14 protein-coding genes and 1 pseudogene are annotated in these 21,627 nt (G+C 63.9%); 9 read left to right on the top strand and 6 right to left on the bottom strand.

Features of this window, described 5'->3' with window-relative positions; genetic code table 11:
* Nucleotides 1–11: 11 nt before the first annotated feature.
* On the top strand, nt 12–1,994 hold the full coding sequence (locus NUH19_RS07485) for a glutaminase domain-containing protein (RefSeq protein WP_262315934.1): 1,983 nt from the start codon (nt 12–14) through the stop codon (nt 1,992–1,994).
* Nucleotides 1,995–2,089: 95 nt separating this feature from the next.
* On the opposite strand, the gene NUH19_RS07480 is transcribed toward NUH19_RS07485, so the two are convergent.
* Complete coding sequence (locus NUH19_RS07480) at nt 2,090–3,193, bottom strand: LacI family DNA-binding transcriptional regulator (protein ID WP_262315933.1); 1,104 nt, start codon at nt 3,191–3,193, stop codon at nt 2,090–2,092.
* Between the two features lie 147 nt (nt 3,194–3,340).
* Here NUH19_RS07480 and NUH19_RS07475 point away from each other — a divergent pair, with 147 nt between their 5' ends.
* The 7 genes from NUH19_RS07475 (at nt 3,341) to NUH19_RS07445 (ending at nt 13,733) form a co-directional block, all read left to right on the top strand.
* Nucleotides 3,341–5,623: a glycoside hydrolase family 31 protein gene (locus NUH19_RS07475; RefSeq protein ID WP_262315932.1), complete on the top strand. Its 2,283-nt coding sequence runs from the start codon at nt 3,341–3,343 to the stop codon at nt 5,621–5,623.
* A 1-nt stretch (nt 5,624) separates the two neighbouring features.
* Nucleotides 5,625–6,455, top strand: a complete 831-nt coding sequence (locus NUH19_RS07470) for an SGNH/GDSL hydrolase family protein (RefSeq protein WP_262315931.1) — start codon at nt 5,625–5,627, stop codon at nt 6,453–6,455.
* Nucleotides 6,452–7,486, top strand: coding sequence for a sugar phosphate isomerase/epimerase family protein (locus tag NUH19_RS07465; protein WP_262315930.1), 1,035 nt, complete (start codon nt 6,452–6,454; stop codon nt 7,484–7,486). Before NUH19_RS07470 ends, NUH19_RS07465 begins: the two co-directional genes overlap by 4 nt.
* Nucleotides 7,486–8,646, top strand: coding sequence for a Gfo/Idh/MocA family protein (locus tag NUH19_RS07460; protein ID WP_262315929.1), 1,161 nt, complete (start codon nt 7,486–7,488; stop codon nt 8,644–8,646). Before NUH19_RS07465 ends, NUH19_RS07460 begins: the two co-directional genes overlap by 1 nt.
* Entirely contained in the window at nt 8,646–9,662 is a 1,017-nt protein-coding gene (locus NUH19_RS07455) for a Gfo/Idh/MocA family protein (RefSeq protein WP_262315928.1), read from the top strand. The genes NUH19_RS07460 and NUH19_RS07455 overlap by 1 nt, the downstream gene beginning before the upstream one ends.
* 268 nt (nt 9,663–9,930) lie before the next feature.
* Entirely contained in the window at nt 9,931–13,047 is a 3,117-nt protein-coding gene (locus tag NUH19_RS07450) for an alpha-mannosidase (protein WP_262315927.1), read from the top strand.
* On the top strand, nt 13,047–13,733 hold the full coding sequence (locus NUH19_RS07445) for an HAD family hydrolase (RefSeq protein ID WP_262315926.1): 687 nt from the start codon (nt 13,047–13,049) through the stop codon (nt 13,731–13,733). The genes NUH19_RS07450 and NUH19_RS07445 overlap by 1 nt, the downstream gene beginning before the upstream one ends.
* A 599-nt stretch (nt 13,734–14,332) precedes the next feature.
* Here NUH19_RS07445 and NUH19_RS07440 read toward each other — a convergent pair.
* From NUH19_RS07440 to NUH19_RS07420, 5 genes and pseudogenes are all read right to left on the bottom strand, one after another.
* Entirely contained in the window at nt 14,333–15,091 is a 759-nt protein-coding gene (locus NUH19_RS07440; protein WP_262315925.1) for an alpha/beta hydrolase, read from the bottom strand.
* Nucleotides 15,092–15,249: 158 nt separating this feature from the next.
* Nucleotides 15,250–16,008: a carbohydrate deacetylase gene (locus tag NUH19_RS07435; RefSeq protein WP_262315924.1), complete on the bottom strand. Its 759-nt coding sequence runs from the start codon at nt 16,006–16,008 to the stop codon at nt 15,250–15,252.
* A gap of 320 nt (nt 16,009–16,328) precedes the next feature.
* Nucleotides 16,329–17,978: pseudogene (locus NUH19_RS07430) on the bottom strand (alpha,alpha-phosphotrehalase); the annotation flags it as partial.
* 27 nt (nt 17,979–18,005) lie between these two features.
* Complete coding sequence (gene treR, locus NUH19_RS07425; protein WP_262315923.1) at nt 18,006–18,716, bottom strand: trehalose operon repressor; 711 nt, start codon at nt 18,714–18,716, stop codon at nt 18,006–18,008.
* 9 nt (nt 18,717–18,725) lie between these two features.
* The gene (locus tag NUH19_RS07420) at nt 18,726–20,126 is read right to left on the bottom strand and encodes a sulfatase family protein (RefSeq protein ID WP_262315922.1); all 1,401 of its coding nucleotides are present in this window, start codon (nt 20,124–20,126) and stop codon (nt 18,726–18,728) included.
* 208 nt (nt 20,127–20,334) lie between these two features.
* On the opposite strand from NUH19_RS07420, the gene NUH19_RS07415 reads away from it, so the two are divergent.
* The gene (locus NUH19_RS07415; RefSeq protein WP_262315921.1) at nt 20,335–21,612 is read left to right on the top strand and encodes a PTS sugar transporter subunit IIC; all 1,278 of its coding nucleotides are present in this window, start codon (nt 20,335–20,337) and stop codon (nt 21,610–21,612) included.
* The last annotated feature ends 15 nt before the right edge of the window (nt 21,613–21,627 follow it).

Genomic DNA, 21,627 nt, shown 5'->3' with positions numbered 1-21,627 from the left:
AGGAGATAGCAATGAAAAACACGCGAATTCCATCGGTGCCACTGTTTGTGCATGATCCGTTCTTCTCAATCTGGTCGCCGGCCGATCACGCCAACGAGGCGACGACGACCAGCTGGAACGATAAGGAGATGCCGGTGACGGCGGTGCTGACGCTCGACGGCGCGGCCTACAGCGTGATCGGCCGCTCGGAGACGCTGCCGAAGCTGCCCCAAGTCGGGCTGGCGGTGACGCCGACGCAGACGCGCTACACGTTCGCCAATGCGGCGGTCCAGCTCGACGTCACGTTCGCCCAGCACTTCGACTTGGCCGACCTGCAGACGGTGTCGGAGCCCATCACCTACGTTCGGATGAAGCTGACGGCGCTTGATGGTGGCCAACACCAGGCGGCCCTGGACTGGCGCTTTGACGGCAGCATCACCTACGAGCGTCTTTGCGACAACCGGCTGCTGACCAAGCGCCTGACGGTGGGTGACGCGCAGGCGGTGTGGCTGGGCAAGGCGCGGCAGACGCCGCTGGGCGATTCGGGCGACCAAAACAACATCGATTGGGGCTACCTCTACCTCGCCTGTGCCAACCAACCCGGCGCCTCGGTGGCGGCGGTTCAGGAGTGGAACCAGCAGGGCCTGGCCGCCCATTTCGACCTTGCGCAGCTGCCGCAGGCCACGCTGCTGGTGGCCTACGACGACCTGCATGCGATCGATTACTTTGGCACGGTCCAAAATGCGTACTGGAAGGCGGCGGCGCCTTCGCTGCCGGCCCTTTTGGCCAAGCGCCTGCCGCAAACCACCGAGATTTTGGCGGATTGTGAGCGGCTGGATGCCCAGATTCTCGATCTTGCGGGCAGCGTCGGCGGCGCCGATTACCAGCTGATCTGCGCGACGGCCTACCGCCAGGCCATCGCCGCCCACAAACTGATTCGCGACGAGGACGGCGAGCCGGTGTTCCTGTCCAAGGAGAATAACTCCAACGGCTGCATCGGCACGGTCGACGTCAGCTACCCGTCGATTCCACTCTTTTTGGCCTTCAACCCGGTCCTGGTGGAGGGCATGATGCGGCCGATCATGCGGTTTGCCGCCTTGCCGGTTTGGCACTTTGACTTCGCGCCGCACGATGTCGGCCGCTACCCATACGCCACCGGCCAGGTCTACGGGCTGGACACGACGGCCGGGCTGGACGACGGGACGCGTCAAGAACAAGGCGACACGGCCGCGCTGTTGTACCAGTATCCGGCCGAAACGAACGCCTATGATTTGCGCTACCAGATGCCAGTCGAGGAGTGCGGGGACATGATCATCATGGCCAGCACCGTGGATCTGCTGTTGCACGACGATTTTTTGACCACGCACCACGACCAGCTGATGGCGTGGAGCCAATTTTTGATTCGCAACGGGCAAGATCCGGACAACCAGCTCTGCACCGACGACTTCGCCGGCCACTTGGCTCACAACGTCAACCTGTCTTTGAAGGCCATCGTTGCGCTGGGGGCGTTGGGGAAGGCGCTGGCTACACACGCCGAATTTGCGCAGGAAGGCCGCGAGCTGTCGGCCACCGCGCAGAAGATGGCGGCTATCTGGCGCGAGCAGGCCAGATCCGAAACCGACACCCGCTTGGCCTTTGATCAGGCGAACACCTGGGCGTTGAAGTACAACCTGGTGTGGGACGAGGTTTTGCATCTCAACTTGTTTGATGCCGGCGTTGGCCAGCGTGAGCTCGCCCGTTACCGGCTTGAAAGCAACCGCTACGGGGTACCCCTGGACAACCGCGCGACCTACACCAAGGTGGACTGGCTGCTTTGGGTCGCGACGATGAGCCAAGACAAGGAACAGCTGGCGCAACTGATTGCGCCGGTTGCCCGTTACCTGAACGAGACGCCAACGCGGGTGCCGTTCTCCGACTGGTACGACACCGTGTCCGGCGAGTGGGTTTCCTTCCGCAACCGGACCGTGATCGGCGGTGTCTTCATGCCGCTGCTCAAGGCGCTGCAGCGGTTTTAGGTGGCGAAAGAACCGCTACAAAAGACAACGCCCTTGAGCCTGACCGGCTGCGGTCGGGTTCAAGGGCGTTGCGCTGACGCGGTTGACCAGCTCGGTTAAAGCTGGCGAACCGTGTTGCCGTTGATGAGCTTGAAGGGCAGGTTGACCTTCTTGAAGAAGCTTGGCGTCGTGATTTGCTTTTTGAGCAGCAAAACGGCCTGCTTGCCGATTTCGGCCTCGTTTTGCTCGATGTGGGTGAACCGGACGGGGTGAGGCTCGTAGGGGTTCATCGCGGGGGCGTCGAAGCTGATGATTGACACGTCTTCCGGGACCCGCTTGCCCAGCGCCTCCAACGCGCTGGTCGCCAGCAAGGCGATGTTGTACTCGGAGGTGACGACGGCGGTCAAGTCGGGGTTTTGCTTGAAAAAGGTCTTGAGCACGGCGATGTCATCGGTGATCGCGCGTTTGGAGTTCGGCACCACGGAGTCGATAGTCGACACAATCTGCTGGCGCGAGAACGGCTGCTGGGCGTCGATGTGAGCGGTGATGAAGCCCGTGATGCGATCATCGATGGTGGAGGCCGAGGCGTCGGAGGTCAGCATGCCGATGCGGGTGTGACCGTTGGCGAATAAGTTCTCGACGGCGGCACGGGAGGCCGCAACGCTGTCGGTCTTGATGGTTGACAGCGGCAGCTCGCCCATCAGGCGATCGATGACGACCACGGGGAAATTTTTGGCAACCAGGTTCAAAAGCTCCGGGGAAGCGTATTCTGATGAGGTGGGGAGTAGAATCAGGCCCTGAATTCCCAGCGCGACCAGGTCATGGATGGCCTGATTCTCGAGTTCGCGGTCGCCGTAGCTCATCTTGACGATAAAATCAGTGGAGCTCTGGGCAGTGGAGAGGATGCTGCGCAGGATCGATGCCCCGAAGAAATCCGTAAAATTCGTGAGGACCAGGCCAAAAATGCGGTGGGAGGTGTCCATCGCGTTCAGCTTGGTCGGGTTGGCCTCCCGCACCGTGGTCCCCTTGCGCGGCTTGCGGGTGATGTAGCCGTCGGTCGAAAGCAGCTCCATCGCCTTCTTGATGGTGATGACGCTGACGCCAAAGCGCTCGGCCAGGCCCTTGTCGGTGGGCAGGTTGGTGCCAACGGGGTAGGTGCCATCCTGAATTTCACTTTGCAGCTGCTTGTAGATGGAATAATACATGGGTGTTTTAGACATCGCGTTGTCCTTTCGAGGTGACTGGGATTATTCAATATGTTTATACAGATTTAAGCTGTCTTAGCTAGTTTATCACGCAAAGCACTTAAAAGGTGTACCCAACATTTTGAATGCTTTTGAGTGTAATGATGTTTTTTGGAGGTCACAATGAGTGAAGTGTTGAATTACGATGCCAAAACCCAATCGGTGACGGTTGGGGCGACGACGGTGCAGCTGGTGACGCCTGCGGTAATCCGCGTGACCCGCGGGGCGGTGCAGGCAGCGGGGACCGGCGTGGTCACGGCCACGCCGCAGCCGGTTGACGTGAACGTCGCGCAGCAAGCAGCGAGCCTGACGCTGACCACCGCCGCGATGCAGGTGCAGGTGGCTGCCGACGGCCACGTCGATGTGTTGACGCCGGCCGGGGCGCCGCTGGTCTGCGATTACCGCCAGCCGCGCCGGCCGCTGCTGCGCGACATCAGCGCGGCGACGCAGGCACTGGTTGAGGCCGAGGGCCACACGGTGCAGGCGACAGGCGAGCAGGCGCCGGTTGAGATTGTGAAGCGGATGCCTGCAGAGGCCCATTTTTACGGGCTCGGCGATAAAACCGGCTTCCTGGACAAGCGGGGTTACGCCTACGACAACTGGAACACCGATCAGCCGGAGCAGATCGAGGAGACCAAGGCGCTGTACAAAAGCGTCCCCTTCGTGATCGGCCACACGCCAAGCGGCGCGTTCGGCCTTTTCCTCGACAACTCGTACAAGAGCCACTTTGATCTGGGCATGGAAAGCCCCGATTACTTCTTCGTGACGGCAGCGGGTGGCGCCTTGGACTACTACCTGATCGCCGGCACCACGCCGGCCGCAGTCCTGACCACCTACACGGGGCTGACCGGCCGCACCCCGCTGCCGCAGAAGTGGACGCTCGGTTACCAGCAGTCGCGCTTCAGCTACCCGGACGCCCCGACCGTTCGCGCTATCGTGAGCGAGTTTGCCCAAAAGCGCTTGCCGCTGGATGCGATTCACCTCGACATCGACTACATGGATGGGTACCGCGTGTTCACCGTCGATTCGCACAAGTTCCCCGATCTCAAGGCACTCACGGCGGGGCTTTCGCAGCAAGGCGTCAAGGTGGTGACCATCATCGATCCCGGTGTGAAGGCGGAGCCCGGGTACCGGGTCTACGAGGAAGGGCTGAGGCAGCGGCTTTTTGCCACCACGGCGGCCGGTGCGACGTACCTGAACACGGTGTGGCCCGGCAAGGCGGCCTATCCCGATTTTGGTCAGGCCGCGACGCGCCGGTGGTGGGGATGCAATCAGCAGTTCCTGGTTGACCACGGCGTCAGCGGGGTCTGGAACGACATGAACGAGCCGGCGGGATTCGACGGCCCGATGCCGGCCGACACGGTGTTTCACAATGAGGAGGCCCCGGCCACCATCCAGCGGATGCACAACCTCTACGGGCACAACATGGCCAAGGCGACTTACGATGGATTGAAAACGTTGACAAAAAGGCGGCCGTTCGTGATCTCACGGGCGGTGTTTGCCGGGACGCAGCGCTACAGCACGGTCTGGACCGGCGACAACCGCAGCTCCTGGGAACACCTGCGGATGATGATTCCGCAGCTGTGCAACTTGGGGATGAGTGGGTTCGGTTTTGCCGGCACGGACATCGGCGGCTTTCTCGGCGACACCACCGCGGAGCTTTTGACGCGGTGGGTTGAGGCCGCCGTGTTCAGCCCGTTGTTCCGCAACCATAGCTGTGCCGGAACGCGAATGCAGGAGCCGTGGCGCTTCGGGGAGCCGACGCTCGCGATTTACCGGCGTTACCTTGAGCTGCGCTACCGGCTGCTGGACTACCTGTACGACCTGTTCGAGGCGGGGACCCGGACCGGGCTGCCGGTCATGCGGCCGCTGGTGCTGAACTACCCCGCGGATGCGGCGGTGGCCAATCTGAACACCGAGTTCATGGTCGGTGACGCGCTGTTGGTGGCGCCGATTCTTTCCCCTGGGGTGCATGCGCGACTGGTCTACTTACCGGCCGGCGACTGGTTCGATTACTGGACCGGTGACGCGGTGGCCGGTGGCCGCACGGTGGTGGTTGCCGCGGATCTGGCCACCTTGCCGCTGTTCGTCAAGGGGGGAACGGTGCTGCCGCTGCGGCCGGCGACCCTGCACGTGGATGTGCCGCGTGAACACGCGCTGACCTTCAAGCTGTGGGGTCAACAAGGGACTTACCGGCACTACCAAGACGACGGGGAAAGTTTTGCCTATGAAAACGGCGCGTATAACCGCTACGAGGTTGCGGTGACTGCGGACCAAGCGACGGTGACCTTGAGCCACCGTAGCCCGGAGGTGCCGGTGTACGCGCGGCTGACGATAGAAACGGCACGGGGCAGCTACGTGCTGGTATTCGATGACGCCACCGGCGCCTATCGCATGGAGGAATGACATGACAACTGACAGCCTTTCCGGCAACGCCCCGCAGTACGCGGCGGCCACTTTGCCACCTGACCCGGCCTCACCGCTTCGCGGCACCACCATCGGGTTTCTGGGCTCCTCGATCACCGTTGGGGCGGCGTCTCTCGGTGAGTCGTTCGTGCAGTTCCTGGCGGCCAAAGACGGCGTGGTGCCGATTGAGTCGGCGATCAGCGGCACCACGCTGGCCGGCACGGCGGCCGACACCTACGTCTCGCGGCTGGCGAGCGATTTTGCGGCGGCGCCGGCGCTTGACGCCTTTGTCCTGCAGCTTTCCACTAACGACAGCCGCCAGGGCAAGGCGCTGGGCGTGATGACGCCGCCGACCGGGGCCGGGCCAGCTGGGACCGCATTCGCCGTCGGGCCAGCCGTGCCACCTGCAGCCGTGCCGACCGGGGCCGCGGTCGCCGATTCGCCGGATCGGGCGACATTACCGACCGCGGCGGCTTCGGCAACCGAACCGACTGCGGCCGGTGGTTTTGCTGTTGACACCACCACCGGGGCCATCGAACACATTTTGGCCACGGTGGCGGCGCGGTGGGGCTGCCCGGTGCTGGTCTACACCTGCCTGCGCGAGCCGGCCGATCGCGATTACGCGGCGCTGGTGGCGCGGCTGCGCGAGCTGCAGGCGAAGTGGCACTTCGCGATTCTCGACCTGTACGGCGATGCGGCGCTGCACGACGCGACCAAGGCGTTGCCGGCGGCGATGGCCGACGATGCCCACCCGACGCGGCTGGGCTACCGAAAGCTGTGGCTGCCGCGGTTCGAGCAGGCGCTGCTCGCCTTGATCGGAGGGGGAAAATGACGACGATGACGCTGTCCGCCTTTGCGGATGAGATCAGCCCGGACCTGGCGACCCAGATTCGGGTGCTGCAGGCAAATAACATTCATCACATGGAGCTGCGGGGCATCGGGGGCCAATCTGTGAGCGATTTCACGCTGGCTCAGGCCGCGGATTACGCGCGGCAGCTGGCGGCGGCCGGCATCGGCGTGTCCAGCATCGGCTCGCCGATCGGCAAAATCGGCATCACCGATTCTTTTGCGCCGCACCTGGCCAAGCTCGACCACACGCTGACGCTGGCCCGCATTTTCAAGGCACCGTACCTGCGCTGCTTCAGCTTTTACGTGCCGGCGGGGGCGGCTGAGGACTACCGGCCGCAGGTGCTGCAGCGGATGCGGGCGATGCTTGAGGTGGCCAAGGCCTACCCCGAGGTGACGCTGCTGCACGAAAACGAGAAGGGTATCTACGGCGACTCGCCGGAGCGCTGCCTGGACCTTGTGACAACGTTGGCGAATCCGCAGCTGCGCCTGGCCTTTGATCCGGCCAACTTCGTGCAGTGCGGCGCAAGTGTCTACCCGGAGGCCTTCGAGCTACTGGCGCCGCACATCGCCTATGTCCACATCAAGGACGCCTTGACCGCAAGCGGCGCGGTGACGCCGGCGGGGCAGGGCGATGGCCACGTGGCCGCGGTGCTGGCGGCGCTGCAAAAGCGCGGTTACGCGGGATTTTTGAGCATCGAACCGCACCTGAGCGTTTTCCCCGGCTTCCGGGAGCTGGAGGCGCGAAGCACGGTGCGTCACCCGGCGCCGACCGGTCTGGCCGCGGTGGGTGCGGCGCCGGTCGCCAACACGGAAGCGGCGGCCCCGGCACGAGCGGCCGGGACCCAGGAACGACCCTCGCGGCCGGCTGGCGCGGCGACCGGGGTGGGCACAGTTGGCGCCAGTTCGCCTCGCGCATCGGGGGCCACGCGCCGCGGCGACGGCGAGGTGTTGTTCAACATTGCGGCGGCCGCGCTGCGCGACCTGTTGTGCAAACTTGATCAGAGGTGGGATTAATGACAACCCTTCACATTGGCATCATCGGCGTCGGCAACATCGGCACCCTTCACGCCAGCTACCTGACCGCCGGCGAGATTCCTCACGCCGAGCTTTCGGCGATTGCCGACATCGACCCGGCGCGGCTGGCCGCGGCGACCGCGCGGTTCGGCGAGCTGACCTGCTACCCGACCGCAGGGGCGTTGCTCGCCGATCCGGCCATCGACGCGGTGATTATCGCCACACCGCATTATTTTCACCCGCTCATCGCGGCCCAGGCGTTGGCGGCGGGGAAGCACGTGCTGTCGGAGAAGCCGGCCGGTGTCTACACCCAGGCGGTGGAAGACGCGCTGGCCGTGGCGGCGCGGCACCCGGATTTGACCTACGCCTTGATGTACAACCAGCGGATGAACCCGGCTTACCAAAAGGCGCGGGAGCTGGTGCAAAACGGCACGTTGGGCGAGCTGCGTCGCACCAATTGGATCATCACCGACTGGTACCGGTCGCAGAGCTATTACAACTCGGGCGGCTGGCGAGCGACCTGGGCCGGTGAGGGCGGCGGGGTGCTGTTGAATCAGGACCCGCACCAGCTGGATCTGTGGCAGTGGATCTGCGGGATGCCCAGCCGCGTGATGGGTTTCACGTACAACGGCAAGCGGCGCGACGTCGAGGTCGAAACCGAGGCGACGGCCTACGTCGAGTACGAGAACGGCGCGACCGGGGTGTTCGTCACCACCACGACGGAGACGCCCGGCACCAACCGGTTCGAAATCGTCGGCTCGCGGGGCAAGTTGGTGATTGAGGACCAGCGGCTGCGGCTGTGGCGCAACGCGCAGGACGAGGCCGACTTCAACCACACGTTCCAAGGCGGTTTCGGTCAGCCGGACTGCAGCGAGGTGCCGGTTGATGTCGCGTTCGACGGCGACTCCGGCCACCAGAAAATTGTGAGGAACTTTGTTTCACACATTCTCACGGGGGTACCGCTGATGTCGCCGGCGGCGGAGGGGCTGCGGGGCCTTTCCATCAGCAACGCGATTTACCTGTCGTCTTGGGAGCACCGCTGGGTCGAGCTGCCGATCGACGGGGCGGCCTTTTTGAAGGCGTTGAACCGGCGGCGGGAGACGTCGCGCTACCGACCGGGGACGACGGGACGGGTGTTGGACACCGAAGGGAGCTACTGATGATGCTACGATTCGGGATTATCGGCTGCGGCGCGATCGCCCACGCCCATGCCGCGGCGATTGCGGCACTGCCAGACGCGACGCTTGCGGCCTGTTGCGATTGCGACGTGGTCAAGGGCCGGGCGTTCGCCAAGGCGGCCGGGGCGGTGGCCTTTTACTCGGATTACCACGAGCTTTTGGCCAGCAACCTGGATGTGGTCACGATCGCGACGCCGCACTTCCTCCACGCGACGATGAGCATCGCGGCGCTTCAGGCCGGCAAGGCGGTGCTGTGCGAAAAACCGCTGGCGATGACGCCGGCGGAGGGTCGCGCGGTGCTGGCCGTGGCGGCAAAATTTCCCGGGAAATACGCGGTGATTTTCCAAAATCGCTTCGCCCCATCGCTGGTCGCGGCCAAGCGCTTGCTGGCTTCAGGCCGGCTGGGTAAGGTGACCGGCATCAAGGCCACGCTGACTTGGCACCGCGATGCGGCCTACTACCAGGCGGCGGCCTGGAAGGGGCAGTGGGCGACGGAAGGCGGCGGGGTGCTGATCAACCAGGCGATTCACACGCTGGACGCGCTGTGCTTTCTGGGCGGCCACCCCAGGCGGGTGCGGGGCCAGGTGATGACCGCGCTTTTGGCCGGCGCGGTAGAAGTCGAAGACGCCGCGATGGCCACGGCCGTGTTGCCCGGTGGGGTGCCGGCGGTGATTTTTGCCACCAACGATTACGCCCGAGACGACCCGGCCACGCTGACCTTCGCCTGCAGCGGCGGTGAGCTGACGGTGACCAACGCCGGGCTGTGGCTGGACGGCGTGGTTCAGGAGGCGCGAACGATTGCGGTGGCCAAGGACCAAAAGGCCGCGTGGGGCGACGGCCACCAGCGCCTGTTCGCGGCGTTCGTGCATCGCCTCACGGGAGAAGCCGATCCGCTGGTCGGCTACCTGGCCGGGGCGGATGCGCTGGTGCCGCTGACGCTTTTGAACGGCATCTATCAAAGCAGCCGCAGCGGGGCCTGGGTCACGCTGACGGAGTAGGCGGTCAAGCGCCGGCGGCCGCCGATAGGCCAATGTCACCGGCCATGAATCGACTTAAACACACGACTCGAAACACGACGCTGACCCTTACGCCCAAAGTTGGAACAAAACTTTGGGGGTGAGGGTCAGTTGGCTTATCCCCCTATTCCAGCTCTTGGTGCAAACTGCGCGTCAGAGACACGCAAATGGGGTCCAATGCGTTATGATAAGCAGGTAATCTTACTAACCGGGCCGCTGATGCCCGGGACCTTTGGGAAGGGGACTAGACATGTATTCAAAAGAAAAAGTCACGCAGCAGCTCCACACCCTGAACAGCTACATTTATGCCAACTTCCAGCCGATCACCGGCATGGGCATCTGGCACGACGACCGCGAGGATCACAAGCCGCTGCCGCCGACCAACGCCGAGTTCGCGCCGATCGCGATCGGGGACACCTGGTCCGGCCGCGACGACTACTACTGGCTGCGCTTCACGCTGACCGTGCCGACGCTTGCCGCCGGTGAGAAGTACGTCGCTCACCTGGATTTGGACCGCAACGGCAACAACGGCGCCTTCGAGGGGCTGGTTCACCTGAACGGCCACCCACGCCAGGCCGTCGACCGCAACCACAAGGACGTGGTGCTCGACCACCGCTTCTCTGATTCGACGGTCGCCGTCGCCATTTGCATGTGGACCGGCCACGAAGGCGGCGGGTTGCAGCGCATCCAGCACTACATTTTGCAGGAGGCCAAGGCCGGCAAGCTGATCGCGCCGATCCGCGACCTGGCGCGGTGGCTGGACATGATCGACCAGACCACCCGCGAGCTGGACCGCGACGAGCCGCTGTTGTACGAGTACCAGAAGCTGCTGGACCGCGTCTTGCGCCGCTTCGTCTGGGGCAACCAGACGCTTGAAGACATCACCGCCACCGCGGCGCTTGGGCTCAAGGACGTTCAGGCCTTCCTCGCGGCTCACAAGGGCCAAAACAAGCAGTTCAAGATTTCCGCCATCGGCCACTCCCACATCGACGTGGCCTGGCTGTGGCGCCTGCGTCACACGCGCGAAAAGTCCGCTCGCACCTTCTCCACGGTGCTGTCTTTGATGGACGAGTACCCGGAATACAAGTTCATGCACTCGACCCCGCAGGTCTGGAAGTTCGTCAAGGAGGACTACCCGGAGCTTTACGCCAAGATCAAGGAACGCGTCAAGGAAGGGCGCTTCGAACCCGAAGGCGCGACCTGGCTTGAACCCGACACCAACCTGCCGTCCGGGGAGTCTTTGACTCGCCAGTTCCTGTACGGGACGCGCTTTTTCAAAAAGGAATTCGACGCCAAGCAAAACGTGCTGTGGCTGCCGGATGTCTTCGGCTACTCTTGGGCCTTGCCGCAGATCATGAAGGGCTTTGGCATCAACAACTTCATGACCACCAAGATTTCTTGGAACGAAACCAACCGGATGCCGCATGACACGTTCATGTGGAAGGGCATCGACGGCTCCGAGGTCCTGACGCACTTCATCACCACCATCGGCCAGGAGTACGACTACAAGAAGACCGCGGATGGCTACTACTTCTACACCTACAACGGCCTGGTCACCCCGCACACGGTGCTGGGCTCCTACGACGTTTACGCCGATAAGGCCCTGAACAACGACCTGCTGTTGGCCTACGGGTTCGGCGACGGCGGCGGCGGTCCGCAGCGTGAGATGATCGAAAACATCGACATGATTAACCAGCTGCCGGGCCTGCCGACCATCGAAAACACCCGCGTCGACGACTACTTCGAAAAGCTCAACGAGACCATCGACGACTCCGATCAGCCGATCGCCGAGTGGAACGGCGAGCTGTACCTGGAGTTCCACCGCGGTACCTACACCTCCCAGGCCCGGGTCAAGAAGCAAAACCGCCAGCTCGAGTTCGCGATGCGCGACCTCGAGGCCCGGTACGTCCAGGCCGGCGTCGAAAACGGCGTGGCCTACCCGGCGGCGGAGATTCAAGACATCTGGGAACACCTGTTGACCAACCAGTTCCACGACATTTTGCCTGGCAGCTCGATTCACGAGGTCTACGAGGACAATAAGGTCGAGTACCAGCAGCTGTTCGCGCGGATCGCCAAGCTCAACGCCGCCTTGGATGACGCGGCGCTGACGCCAAAGGCCGACGCCTACACCGTTCGCAACCTCAACGCGTGGAGCCTGCAGGACCTGGTGGCCGTGCCGGAAACCCGCGACGGGCAGTTCACGGACGCGCGGGGCCAGGTGCTGGCCGCCGAAAAGCACGGCGACCACTACCTGGTGGCGGCAACGGCGCCGGCGTTCGGCGAAAGCAGCCTGACCTTCACGCCGCAGACCACGCCGGTACGGATGGCCGCTGAAATCACCGGCAACACGGTCGAATCCGCTCACTACCGCCTGACTTGGGCCCAAAACGGTCAGCTGACGGAGATCTACGACAAGGACAACGACCGCGAGCTGTTGGCCGCCGGCAAGTTCGGCAACGTGCTGACCGTCTACGAGGACCGGCCGCTGCAGTACGACGCCTGGAACATCGATGAGGACTACCCGGAAAAGACCATCACCCTGGCCGCCGACGCGATCACCGTGCATGAGGCCGGGCCGCTGTCGCAGCAGATCGAGTTCCACTACACCTTCCGCGACTCCACGGTTGCCCAAACGGTGATCTTGTACAGCCACTCGCGCCGCATCGACTTCAAGACGCACATCGACTGGCACGAGCACCAATTCCTGCTTCGCACCGCGTTTGACACCACCATTTTGGCCGACCACGCGACCTTCGACGTGCAGTACGGCAACGTGTCGCGCCCGACCAGCAACAATACCTCGTGGGACACCGCGAAGTTCGAGACGGTCGCCCACAAGTGGGCCGACCTGTCGCAGCGCGACTACGGCATCGCCTTGCTCAACGATTCCAAGTACGGCTACAGCATCAAGGACGCGCATCTGTCCATGTCCCTGCTGAAGTCGGGGATTGAGCCCGACCCAGAGGCCGACCAAGGCGCTCACGACTTCACGTACAGCCTGCTCGGCCACCGCGGTGACTTCGTCGAAGGCAACGTGGAGCCGATCGCCATGGCCCTCAACCACGGCCTGACCGTCGTCGACGGCGCGGCCAAGGCTGCCGCCAAGCCGCTGTTCACCTTCGCGGCCACGCAGCCGGTCGAAGTCGACGCCATCAAGCACAGCGAAGACGGCGACCAGGTGATCCTGCGCTTCCACGAATACACCGGTGAAAACACGGTGATCAACGTGACCCCGACCTTCGACTACCAGTCCGTCGCCAAGGTGCGGCTGGATGAGACCCACCCGGAACCGCTTGAGGCCAGCGACGGCAAGCTGGCGATCAAGGTCACCCCGTACCAGGTTGTGACCCTGGCCTTCACGCGCTGATGGCAGCGGGAGGCGAACGGGCCGCGGCGCCAAGCACCCGGCCCGACCCGACGACCGGGGCCACCCAGCCGGTTGGTGCCGCCCGAACCGCGGCGACCACGCGCGTGAGCGGCCGTTCCGCGGCGCAACCGAATACCGCGGCGCAACCGGACGTGAGCGACGACGGCGCGGCGGTTCGGCCCGGCATCCTCTGGCTGGACTGCGGCGACACCCTAGTCGACGAAGATAGCCAGGTCTTCGATGACGCCGGCAACGTGCTGACCGCGACACTTTTGCCCGACGCGCTTGCGGTGCTGACGGCGCTTCAAGCGGCCGGCTGGCGCCTGGGGCTGGTCGCGGACGGCCGCGTCCGGTCGTTCGAGAATATCCTCGCAAGCACCGGGCTCGCCCCGCTGTTTGAGACGCGAACGATTTCCGAGGCTGTGGGTCAGGAAAAACCCGCCGCCGCGATGTTTGCGGCGGCCCAGGCGGCGATGCACCTGACCGCCGGCGACCTGCGCCGCACCGTCATGGTAGGTAACAACCTCGCCCGTGACGTCCAAGGCGCCAACGCGTTTGGCGTCTTGAGTGTCTGGTACGACTGGTCGCCGCGGTACCCGCACGCGCCAAGCGGCGACCTGCAGCAACCGACCGCCACCATCACGGCGCTGGCCCAGCTGCCGGCGGCGCTTGACGCCCTGATCTGACGAAAGGCCTGTTCCTACCGCGTGGCGGTGGGGACAGGCCTTTTTGTATCGAAAAAGCGTTATTTATTTACACAACGTTTACCAAACATTTACACTGAGGCGAGTCGAATCGCTTGGCAAAACCGGCCACCTGGTGTTATCCTATCAGCGTAGAATTCCACAGCGCCTGGCGGCTGGCACGGCCGGCGGCGCAGCTGATGGCAGTTTGCGACGAACATCATCCTCATCTGATGAACGTCGACCTATGTCGACCACGTCCGCGGCGTGAGTGTCTAGCGACGAAGAAATTCGCGTAAAAGAAAACAGCTTAACTGGTTTGATTCCAGGGAGTCGCAGCTGCCAGTTCCACCACCGTGCGTTCCACACCTGAATCGGCTTTGTTCGCCTGGCGGGGGTAGTCTGCCCGGCCAGCGGACCGGTTCGTCAATTCAATATCAACCGGGGTGCTGTGGGGAAGCCTGCAGTACCCTTTGTGTGGTGCAAGCACACCAAAAAGCGGCGAGCTCGTGGGCGTTCGCCGCTTTTTGCCGTGCCGTCCAGCCGCGTTGCCGTGCCGTCCAGCCGCGTTGCCGTGCCGTCCAGCCGCGTTGCCGTGCCGTTCAGCTGCCGGCGGCCGCGTCACGTGCCGCGATGTCGGCCAGGGCCGCCGCAACGCCTTGATCCCACACCGCCCATTCGTGGGTGCCGGGGACGCTGGTCAGGGTGCAGTCAAAGCCGCTGCGGCTGGCCAAGTCAGCGTAGGCGCGGTTGTCCGGGTACAGGCCGTCTTCGGTGCCGCAGCGCATGCGGATGAACGGGCGCCGCGGGGCCTGCCAGTGCGTCGTCAAAAACGGCACATCGGAAACGCTGCCACGAAGCTGCTCGCGGCTGCCGAAGTTGGCGTCAAAGAGCGGGCCAATCGTCGGATCGTTTTCGCGGTCCCAACGGGCCAGTAGGTCGGGAACGCTCGACATCGCGTAGATGCCGGCGAACTGCTCCGGGTGGTTCAGGCCGAGCTTCAACGCGCCGTAGCCGCCCATCGACAGGCCACCGACGAAGGTGCGGGCGGGATCAAGCGCCAGGTTGAACCAGTCGCGGCAGCGGACCAGCAGCTCTTCGCTGACGTACTGGTAGTAGTGGATGCCGCTGGGCTGATCGGCGTAAAAACTGCGGTCGACCCGGGGCATGATCACCACCGTGTTTTGCCCGTCGGCGTAGGCCAAAACGCGCGACCGCTGCAGCCAGGCGTTCTCGTCGTCGGAGTGGCCGTGAAGCAGCAGCAGCACGTTGGCGGTCGCCGGGTGGTCGGGTAGCAGGACGTTGACGCGGGTCTGCATGCCGAGGCTTGCGGCGTGAAAATTCAGGGTGCTAAGTGTCATGTAATCGCCTCCAAGGATAATCTCCCTTGATTATAACGCGAAAACGTTTGCACAACGACAACGAGCCAAAAATCGACCCGTTCGCCGCGAGCAGTCGCGCAAGGGCGGCGGGCCATTGCGCGGTACTTCACGGCAAGTGGGTCGGTTCGGTGATGGCATCAGGCGGTGACGGCCGCCCAGCCGATCAGCGTCAGCCCAGGCTGCGCCGCGATTAAGGCGGCCAGGGCGGGGCTTTGCAGCACCCGGGCGTCGGCCTCGCGTCCGGTGGTCAGGCTGGAGCGTTCAAGAAGCGCCGGGGTCACGCGGCCGGGGTGGCAAACCACCTCGAGTGTGGCCGCTTCCGGCAGCGCCGCAATCGTGGCCATCAAGGCCGCCGTGGCGCCGGCGTCGTGGGCGAGGTTGGCGTGGTGGTCGGGCATCGCAATGCCTCGAAGTGGCGCCGCGAAGTTGTTGCGCATCGGCAGCCGCTCCGTTCTCGCAATGTTTTCGACGGTGGCGGCCAGCATCGGACTGGCGTTGACGAAGGCGTGGTGGGTGGTGATGTGGTCGATGGCCAGCCCGGCTTGCCGGGCCAGGCGCAGCTGGGCGACAAGCTCCTTTTGGACCTCCGCCGGCACCAGCCGCCCGGCCGCCGCCTTGGCCTGAACCTGGGCCCAGGGCAAAAGCAGGCCGCGGGAATCGACCAGAGAGGGGATGGTGGCCGGGGCACTGGCCGGACGGTGGCGGTCCAGGATGAAGTGGATGCCCATCGCGGTGATACCCGCCGCCTTGGCCGCCGCGACCGCCGCCGGAAATTCCGGCATGGTCGGCATGCAGTTGGTAGCGGTCAGCTGACCGGCCGCCAAAAGCTCAAGCAGGGTGGCCGAAACCGCCGGCGTCAGGCCGAAGTCGTCGCCTTCAAGCAGCAGCCGGCTCATGAGCGGTCACCGGCCAGCGCGTCACCGACCGGCGCCGCAACCGCGGTGGCGCCGCTGGTTGCCGGGGCCGCCACCCCGGCGACGGGCTGTGCCTTGTTAGCGGTCGGCGCTTCGTCGGCGGCCTTCACCCCGTCGGTAGTCTTCGCCCCGGCGGCGGCCTTCGGCTCACCAGCAGTCTTCGCCCTGTTGGCGGCCTTCGGCTCACCAGCAGTCTTCACCCCGTCGGTAGTCTTCGGCGCATTGGCGGCCTTAGCCCCGTCGGTAGTCTTGGCCTCGTCGACAATCTTGGCCTCGTCGGTGGTCGCCGCATCCGCCGCCGTTGCGTCGCGCAGCAGCGCTAGGGTGGCGAAGGCCGGCAGGGTCACCGCGCCTTTTGGCCAGCTCGGGGCGACGTTTTGAATCAGGACCCGGCAGTCAGGGGCCAGCCAGGCGGCCGGCAGCGGCACCGTGATCGGGTGGTCGGCGAAGTTGTTGAGGACCAACAGCGCCTGGGTCGCGGTGGTGCGTTGGTAGGCGTAAAGCCAGGCGATGGTGGTGCCGAAGGGGCGGTAGTCGCCGGTTTGAATCACCGGCTGGGTTTTGCGCAGGTGAATCAGCCGCTGGTAGAACGGGAAAATTTGGCCGTGAGCGAGCTCGGCCTCGACGTTGATCGTCGCCTGGTTGGTCGGCCGCAGCCACGGGGTGCCGGTGGTGAAGCCGGCGTTGACGCCGGCGGTCCACTGCATCGGGGTGCGGCTGTTGTCGCGGTTTTTGGCCTTGACGATGGCGAAGGCCTCCGCCGGGGTCTTGCCGGCCTGCACCAGCAGGTGATAGGCGTTGACGGTTTCGACATCCACGTAGTCCTTGATGCTGTGGTAGTCGGGGTCGCACATGCCGATTTCCTCGCCCATGTAGATGTACGGGGTGCCGCGAGACAGGTGGATGCTGGCGGCCAGAAGCTGCGCCGACCGCACCCGGTAGCGCGTGACGTCGCCGAAGCGGTTGAGGGCTCGCGGCTGGTCGTGGTTGTTCCAAAACAGCGCCTGCCAGCCGCCGGCCTTGGCCAGTCCCGCGCCCCAGTGGTGCAAAACGTCTCGGAGCTGGTCAAAGTCGTAGCGCATCAGGGTCCACTTGCTGCCGTTTTGGTAGTCGGTCTTGAGGTGGTGGAACTGAAACACCATGCTCAGCTCGTGGTTGGCCGGGCGGGTGTAGGCCACCGCGTTGGGCAAAGTTGTCGAGCTCATCTCGCCGACCGTCACCGCGTCGGCGTCTTGACCGAAGCTGCTTTCGGCCAGCGCCTTGATGTAGGTCTGCACGATCGGCTTGTCGGTGTAAAGCGTCTTCCTTTCCACGCCGGGCGGTGCGTCTTGAAGCAAGGGGTCCTTGCCGATCACGTTCAAGACGTCGAAGCGAAAGCCCTGGACGCCTTTTTCGCGCCAGAAGTTCACGATGGCCGCCGCGGCCTTGCGAACGTTGGGGTTGCGCCAGTCGAGGTCGGCCTGGCTGACGTCGTACAGGTGCAGGTAGTACTTGCCGGTGTCGCCGAACGGGGCCCAGGCCGGGCCGCCGAACTTGGACTCCCAATTGGTCGGCAGGCTGCCGTCTGGCTTGGGGTCGCGAATCAGGTAGAACGCCTGGTAGTAGGGGTCGCCGGCCAGGGCCTTTTGGAACCAGGCATGGGCGGTGCTGGTGTGGTTCAAGACCATGTCCAGCATCACGCCGATGCCGGCCTCGCGCAAGGCGGCGACCAGCGCGTCGAAGTCCTGCATCGTGCCGAAGCGCGGGTCGATGCGGTAGTAATCGGCGATGTCGTAGCCGTTATCGTGCTGCGGCGAGACGAAGAACGGGTTGAACCACACCATGTCGACGTTGAGGCGGCGCAGGTAGTCGATTTTTTGGATGATGCCGCGCAGGTCGCCGATGCCGTCGCCGTCGCTGTCGTAAAACGACTTGGGGTAAAGCTGATAAATGACTTTGTCTGCCAAACTCATGGTAGTTCCTTTCTGGTCCGGTGACGGTCAGCTGCGCCGGGCGAATTCCTGGAAGCGGAAGCGGTCGGCGCGGTGGCGCGATTCCGTGTACTGAAACTGGGTCGTGTCCTCGAGGCTTGAGACGCTTCGAATCACGACGATCGGGTCGCTTGCCGTCAGGTGTAGCAGCTCCTGATCGCGCGGCGTCGCCTTTTCCACCGTGATCTCCTTTTTGGAGTAGGCGATGGACAGCTTCAGCTCGTCTTCAAAATACGCGTAAATCGAATGGGTCGCCGCCTTGTCCGGGATGTCTGGGATGACGGTGGCGTCGAGGTAGTCGGTGTCGATGATCACCGGCTCGTCGTTGACCGTGCGGACCCGCACCAGCTTGGTGACGGGAATCGCCTTGGCCCCGGCGTCGATGGAGGCGAAAACCTTGGCCGGCAGCTTGGTCTTGGTTTTCTCGATCAGCGTGGTCTTGGCGTTCAGGTTCAGCCGCGCGGCCAGCTCGTGGTAGGACACCACGCCGGACACCGGGAACGTGTACTGCTGCTGGTTGATGACCACCGAGCCCTTGCCGCGCTGCGACTGGATGAAGCCCTCGTCGCGCAGCCGGGCCAGGGCCCGGCGAATCGTGTCGCGAGAGGCGCCGTAGAGCTGGGCCAGCGCGTTTTCGCTGGGCAGCAGGGCGTTGGTCTTGTAGATGCCCTCGTCGATCTTGGTTTTGATGTCGTGGTAAACCAGGTTGAATTTTGCCATGATAGCCTCCTAATCGTTGCCCCAGTCGGTGGTGAAGGGTGCGACCGCGACGTGATGCGCCGAGGCGTAGGCCTCGCGCGACTGGTAGGCGCGACCGGCCGCGATCTCGTTGGCCCAGCGCTTGGACGGGGTGCCAGCGACGGTGCGGGTCAAAATCGGGTCGTCGGTCTCAAGCAGCCACTGGTGCAGCCGGTGGCGAAGGTCGTGGTAGACCTTGGCGTAGGCCGGGTTGGCGACTAGGTTGTGCTGCTCGAGCGGGTCGGTGGCCAGGTCGTACAGCTCCTCGGGGGCGTTAGGGACGTAGAATTGGTCGCGCATCTCGGCACCGGGGCCGGTCAGGTGGATGTCGACGGGCATGTAGGTCGCCGGCCCGTCTGCGAAGTTTTTGACGAAGCTGTAGTCCTTGGAGCGAATGCTGCGCATCGGGTGGTAGGCGTCGTGCCAGGTCAGTTCGCCAAACACATAGTCGTGGCCGTCCGGTGCCGCCGCGGCGCTAGCGAAGCTGGCCGCAAAGCTGCGGCCGGCGATGCCGGGTACGGCGGGGGCTTGGACCAGCTCCAGCAGCGTCGGCAACAGGTCGGTGTTGCTCAACAGCGCGTGTTCGCGCTTGCCGGCCAGGTCCGGCCGCTGCGGCAGCCGCACGATCAAGGACGTCGCCAGCCCGGTGCGGCGCAAGGTCCCCTTGTGGCCGGGGAACGGGGCCCCGTGGTCGTTGGTGAAAATCACGATGGTGTTCTCAAGCAGCCCGTGCTGTTGCAGCAAGTCGTAGACGGCGCCGACGCCTTCGTCCAGCACATGCGCGGCGCCGGTGTAATGCGACACCTCCGTTCGCACCACCGCGTCGTCCGGCAGCCCGAGCGGCACCTGAACGCCGCTGGGGTCGTCGCCCTTGGCCGCGTACTCGTCGTAGGGCAGGTGGGTCTCAAACAACCCGAGGTTGAGGTAAAAGGGCTGGGCCAGCGACTGCTTGGCCAAAAAATCGGCCGCCGCGGCGACGACGTCCGGGGTGCGGTCCCCCGGCGTGGGGATGTACTGGTCGTAGCCCAGTGCGGTGCCGGAGGTGAACACGCGGTCTGCGACCGGCGGCGGGGTGCCGATGGTTTCGTGGCTGAGGCCGATCAGGGTGCTGGTGTAGCCACAGTCGTGCAGCGCCTTGGGCAGCGTCGTGAAGCGGCTGGCGATGGCAAAGCCCAGGTGAGCCAGCCCCATCAGGCCGTTGGTGTGTGGGTAGCAGCCGGTCAGGATGCTGCTGCGGCTGGGGCTGCACTGCGGCGCCGTGGCGAAGTACTGATCGAACAAGACCCCTTCGTCAGCGAGCTTGTCCAACGCCGGGGTGGCGACGCCGTAGCCGTAAGGTTCGAACAGCTGCCCGGAGTCGTGGGAGATAATCATCACAATATTTGGTTTCATAAACTGACCTCGCAATCGTGTTAACCTGTGGCTAAATGGCGGCCGCAAAGCCGACAGGTCGCCGTTCCATCGTCAAGGTTACCGCAACTTGTACGAACAGGCAACTCTAAAATTATTTTGGGTGTAAGCGTTGACAGCTGGGAACCTCCGTGTTAGATTTACGATGTTGTACGTACAGGTTACAAACTCAATCTTGGAGGACAACAAAGTGAAAGAAAACAGTCGCTTCATCCAGGGGCTCGAGAAGGCCAACGAAAAGTTGAGCAACCTCAAGACGCTGCGAACGATCACCAACGGGTTGGTCGGCGTCTTGCCGCTGATCATCGTCGGCGCCATTTTGTCTCTGATCGCGAACTTCCCCGTCACCGCGTATCAAAATTGGCTGGTCGCGGCCGGCCTGAAGTCATTCCTCGCACTCGGGGGCCAGTTCACCACCAATATTATCGCCATCATCGCCTGCCTTTCCATCACCTACACCCGCGTGACGCGCGACAAGCTCGATGCCATTATTCCGACGCTGGTGGCCCTGGTCGCATTCCTGATGATCACCCCGTTGCACGTGGAGAAAAAGGCCTCGTTCATCGCCTTTGACTGGCTCGGCGCCCCCGGATTCTTCGTCGGCATCCTGCTGGGCTTGGCGGTTGGCGCCAGCTACGCCTACATGATCAAGCACAACTGGACCTTCCGGCTGCCGGACCAGGTGCCGCCGATGGTCGCCAAGTCGATCGGCAGCATCGTGCCGACCACCATCATCCTGCTGGTCGCGCTTTTGATTCGCTTCGTCTTCTCCCTGACCAGCCTCGAGACCATTCACAACGTGGTTTACACGCTGATTCAGCAGCCTTTGACCCATGTCGGCAACTCGATTTGGGCGCTGCTGTTGGTCACCTTCGTCGCCCGGCTGTTCTGGTTCATCGGGATCCACGGCATGCTGGTCGTGATGCCGATTCTTTTGACCGTGTTCCTGCCGCTTGACCTGCAGAACCTGGCCGCCTTCAATGCCGGCCAGCCGCTGCCCAACATCGTGACGGTGGCGCTGTGGATCCTTTGCACCTCCATCGGGGGTGGCGGCGCGACGCTTGGCTTCAACTTCCTGATGGCCTTTCGCGCCAAAAGCGAGCAGTACGGGGCCCTCGGCAAGCTCGCGCTGCCGGCCGGGCTGTTCGGCATCAACGAGCCTTTGACCTACGGGGTGCCGCTGGTGTTCAACGTCATCTACGCGATTCCGTACATTTTCGTGCCGGTGCTGAACCTGATCATCGGCTACCTGCTGATCAAGGTCGGCGTGATGCCGGCCCCAAGCGGCGCGACGATTCTCGGCATGCCGCTGCCGATTTTCTTCGCCGGCTTAATGGAAGGCAGCTGGAAGCTGGGCGTGTTCCAGCTCGGGCTGCTGGTGCTTGACACCGCGCTTTGGTACCCGTTCTTCCGGGCCGGCGACGCGACGGCGCTCAAGCAGGAGCAGGAGCTGGCCAAGCAGGCTTAGTGTCAGATTTCGTTG

This window comes from Lacticaseibacillus parakribbianus (assembly GCF_025490915.1).
Lineage (GTDB): Bacteria > Bacillota > Bacilli > Lactobacillales > Lactobacillaceae > Lacticaseibacillus > Lacticaseibacillus parakribbianus.
Note: the sequence above shows the minus strand (reverse complement) of the source record. Positions and strands in the feature narration are given on the sequence as shown.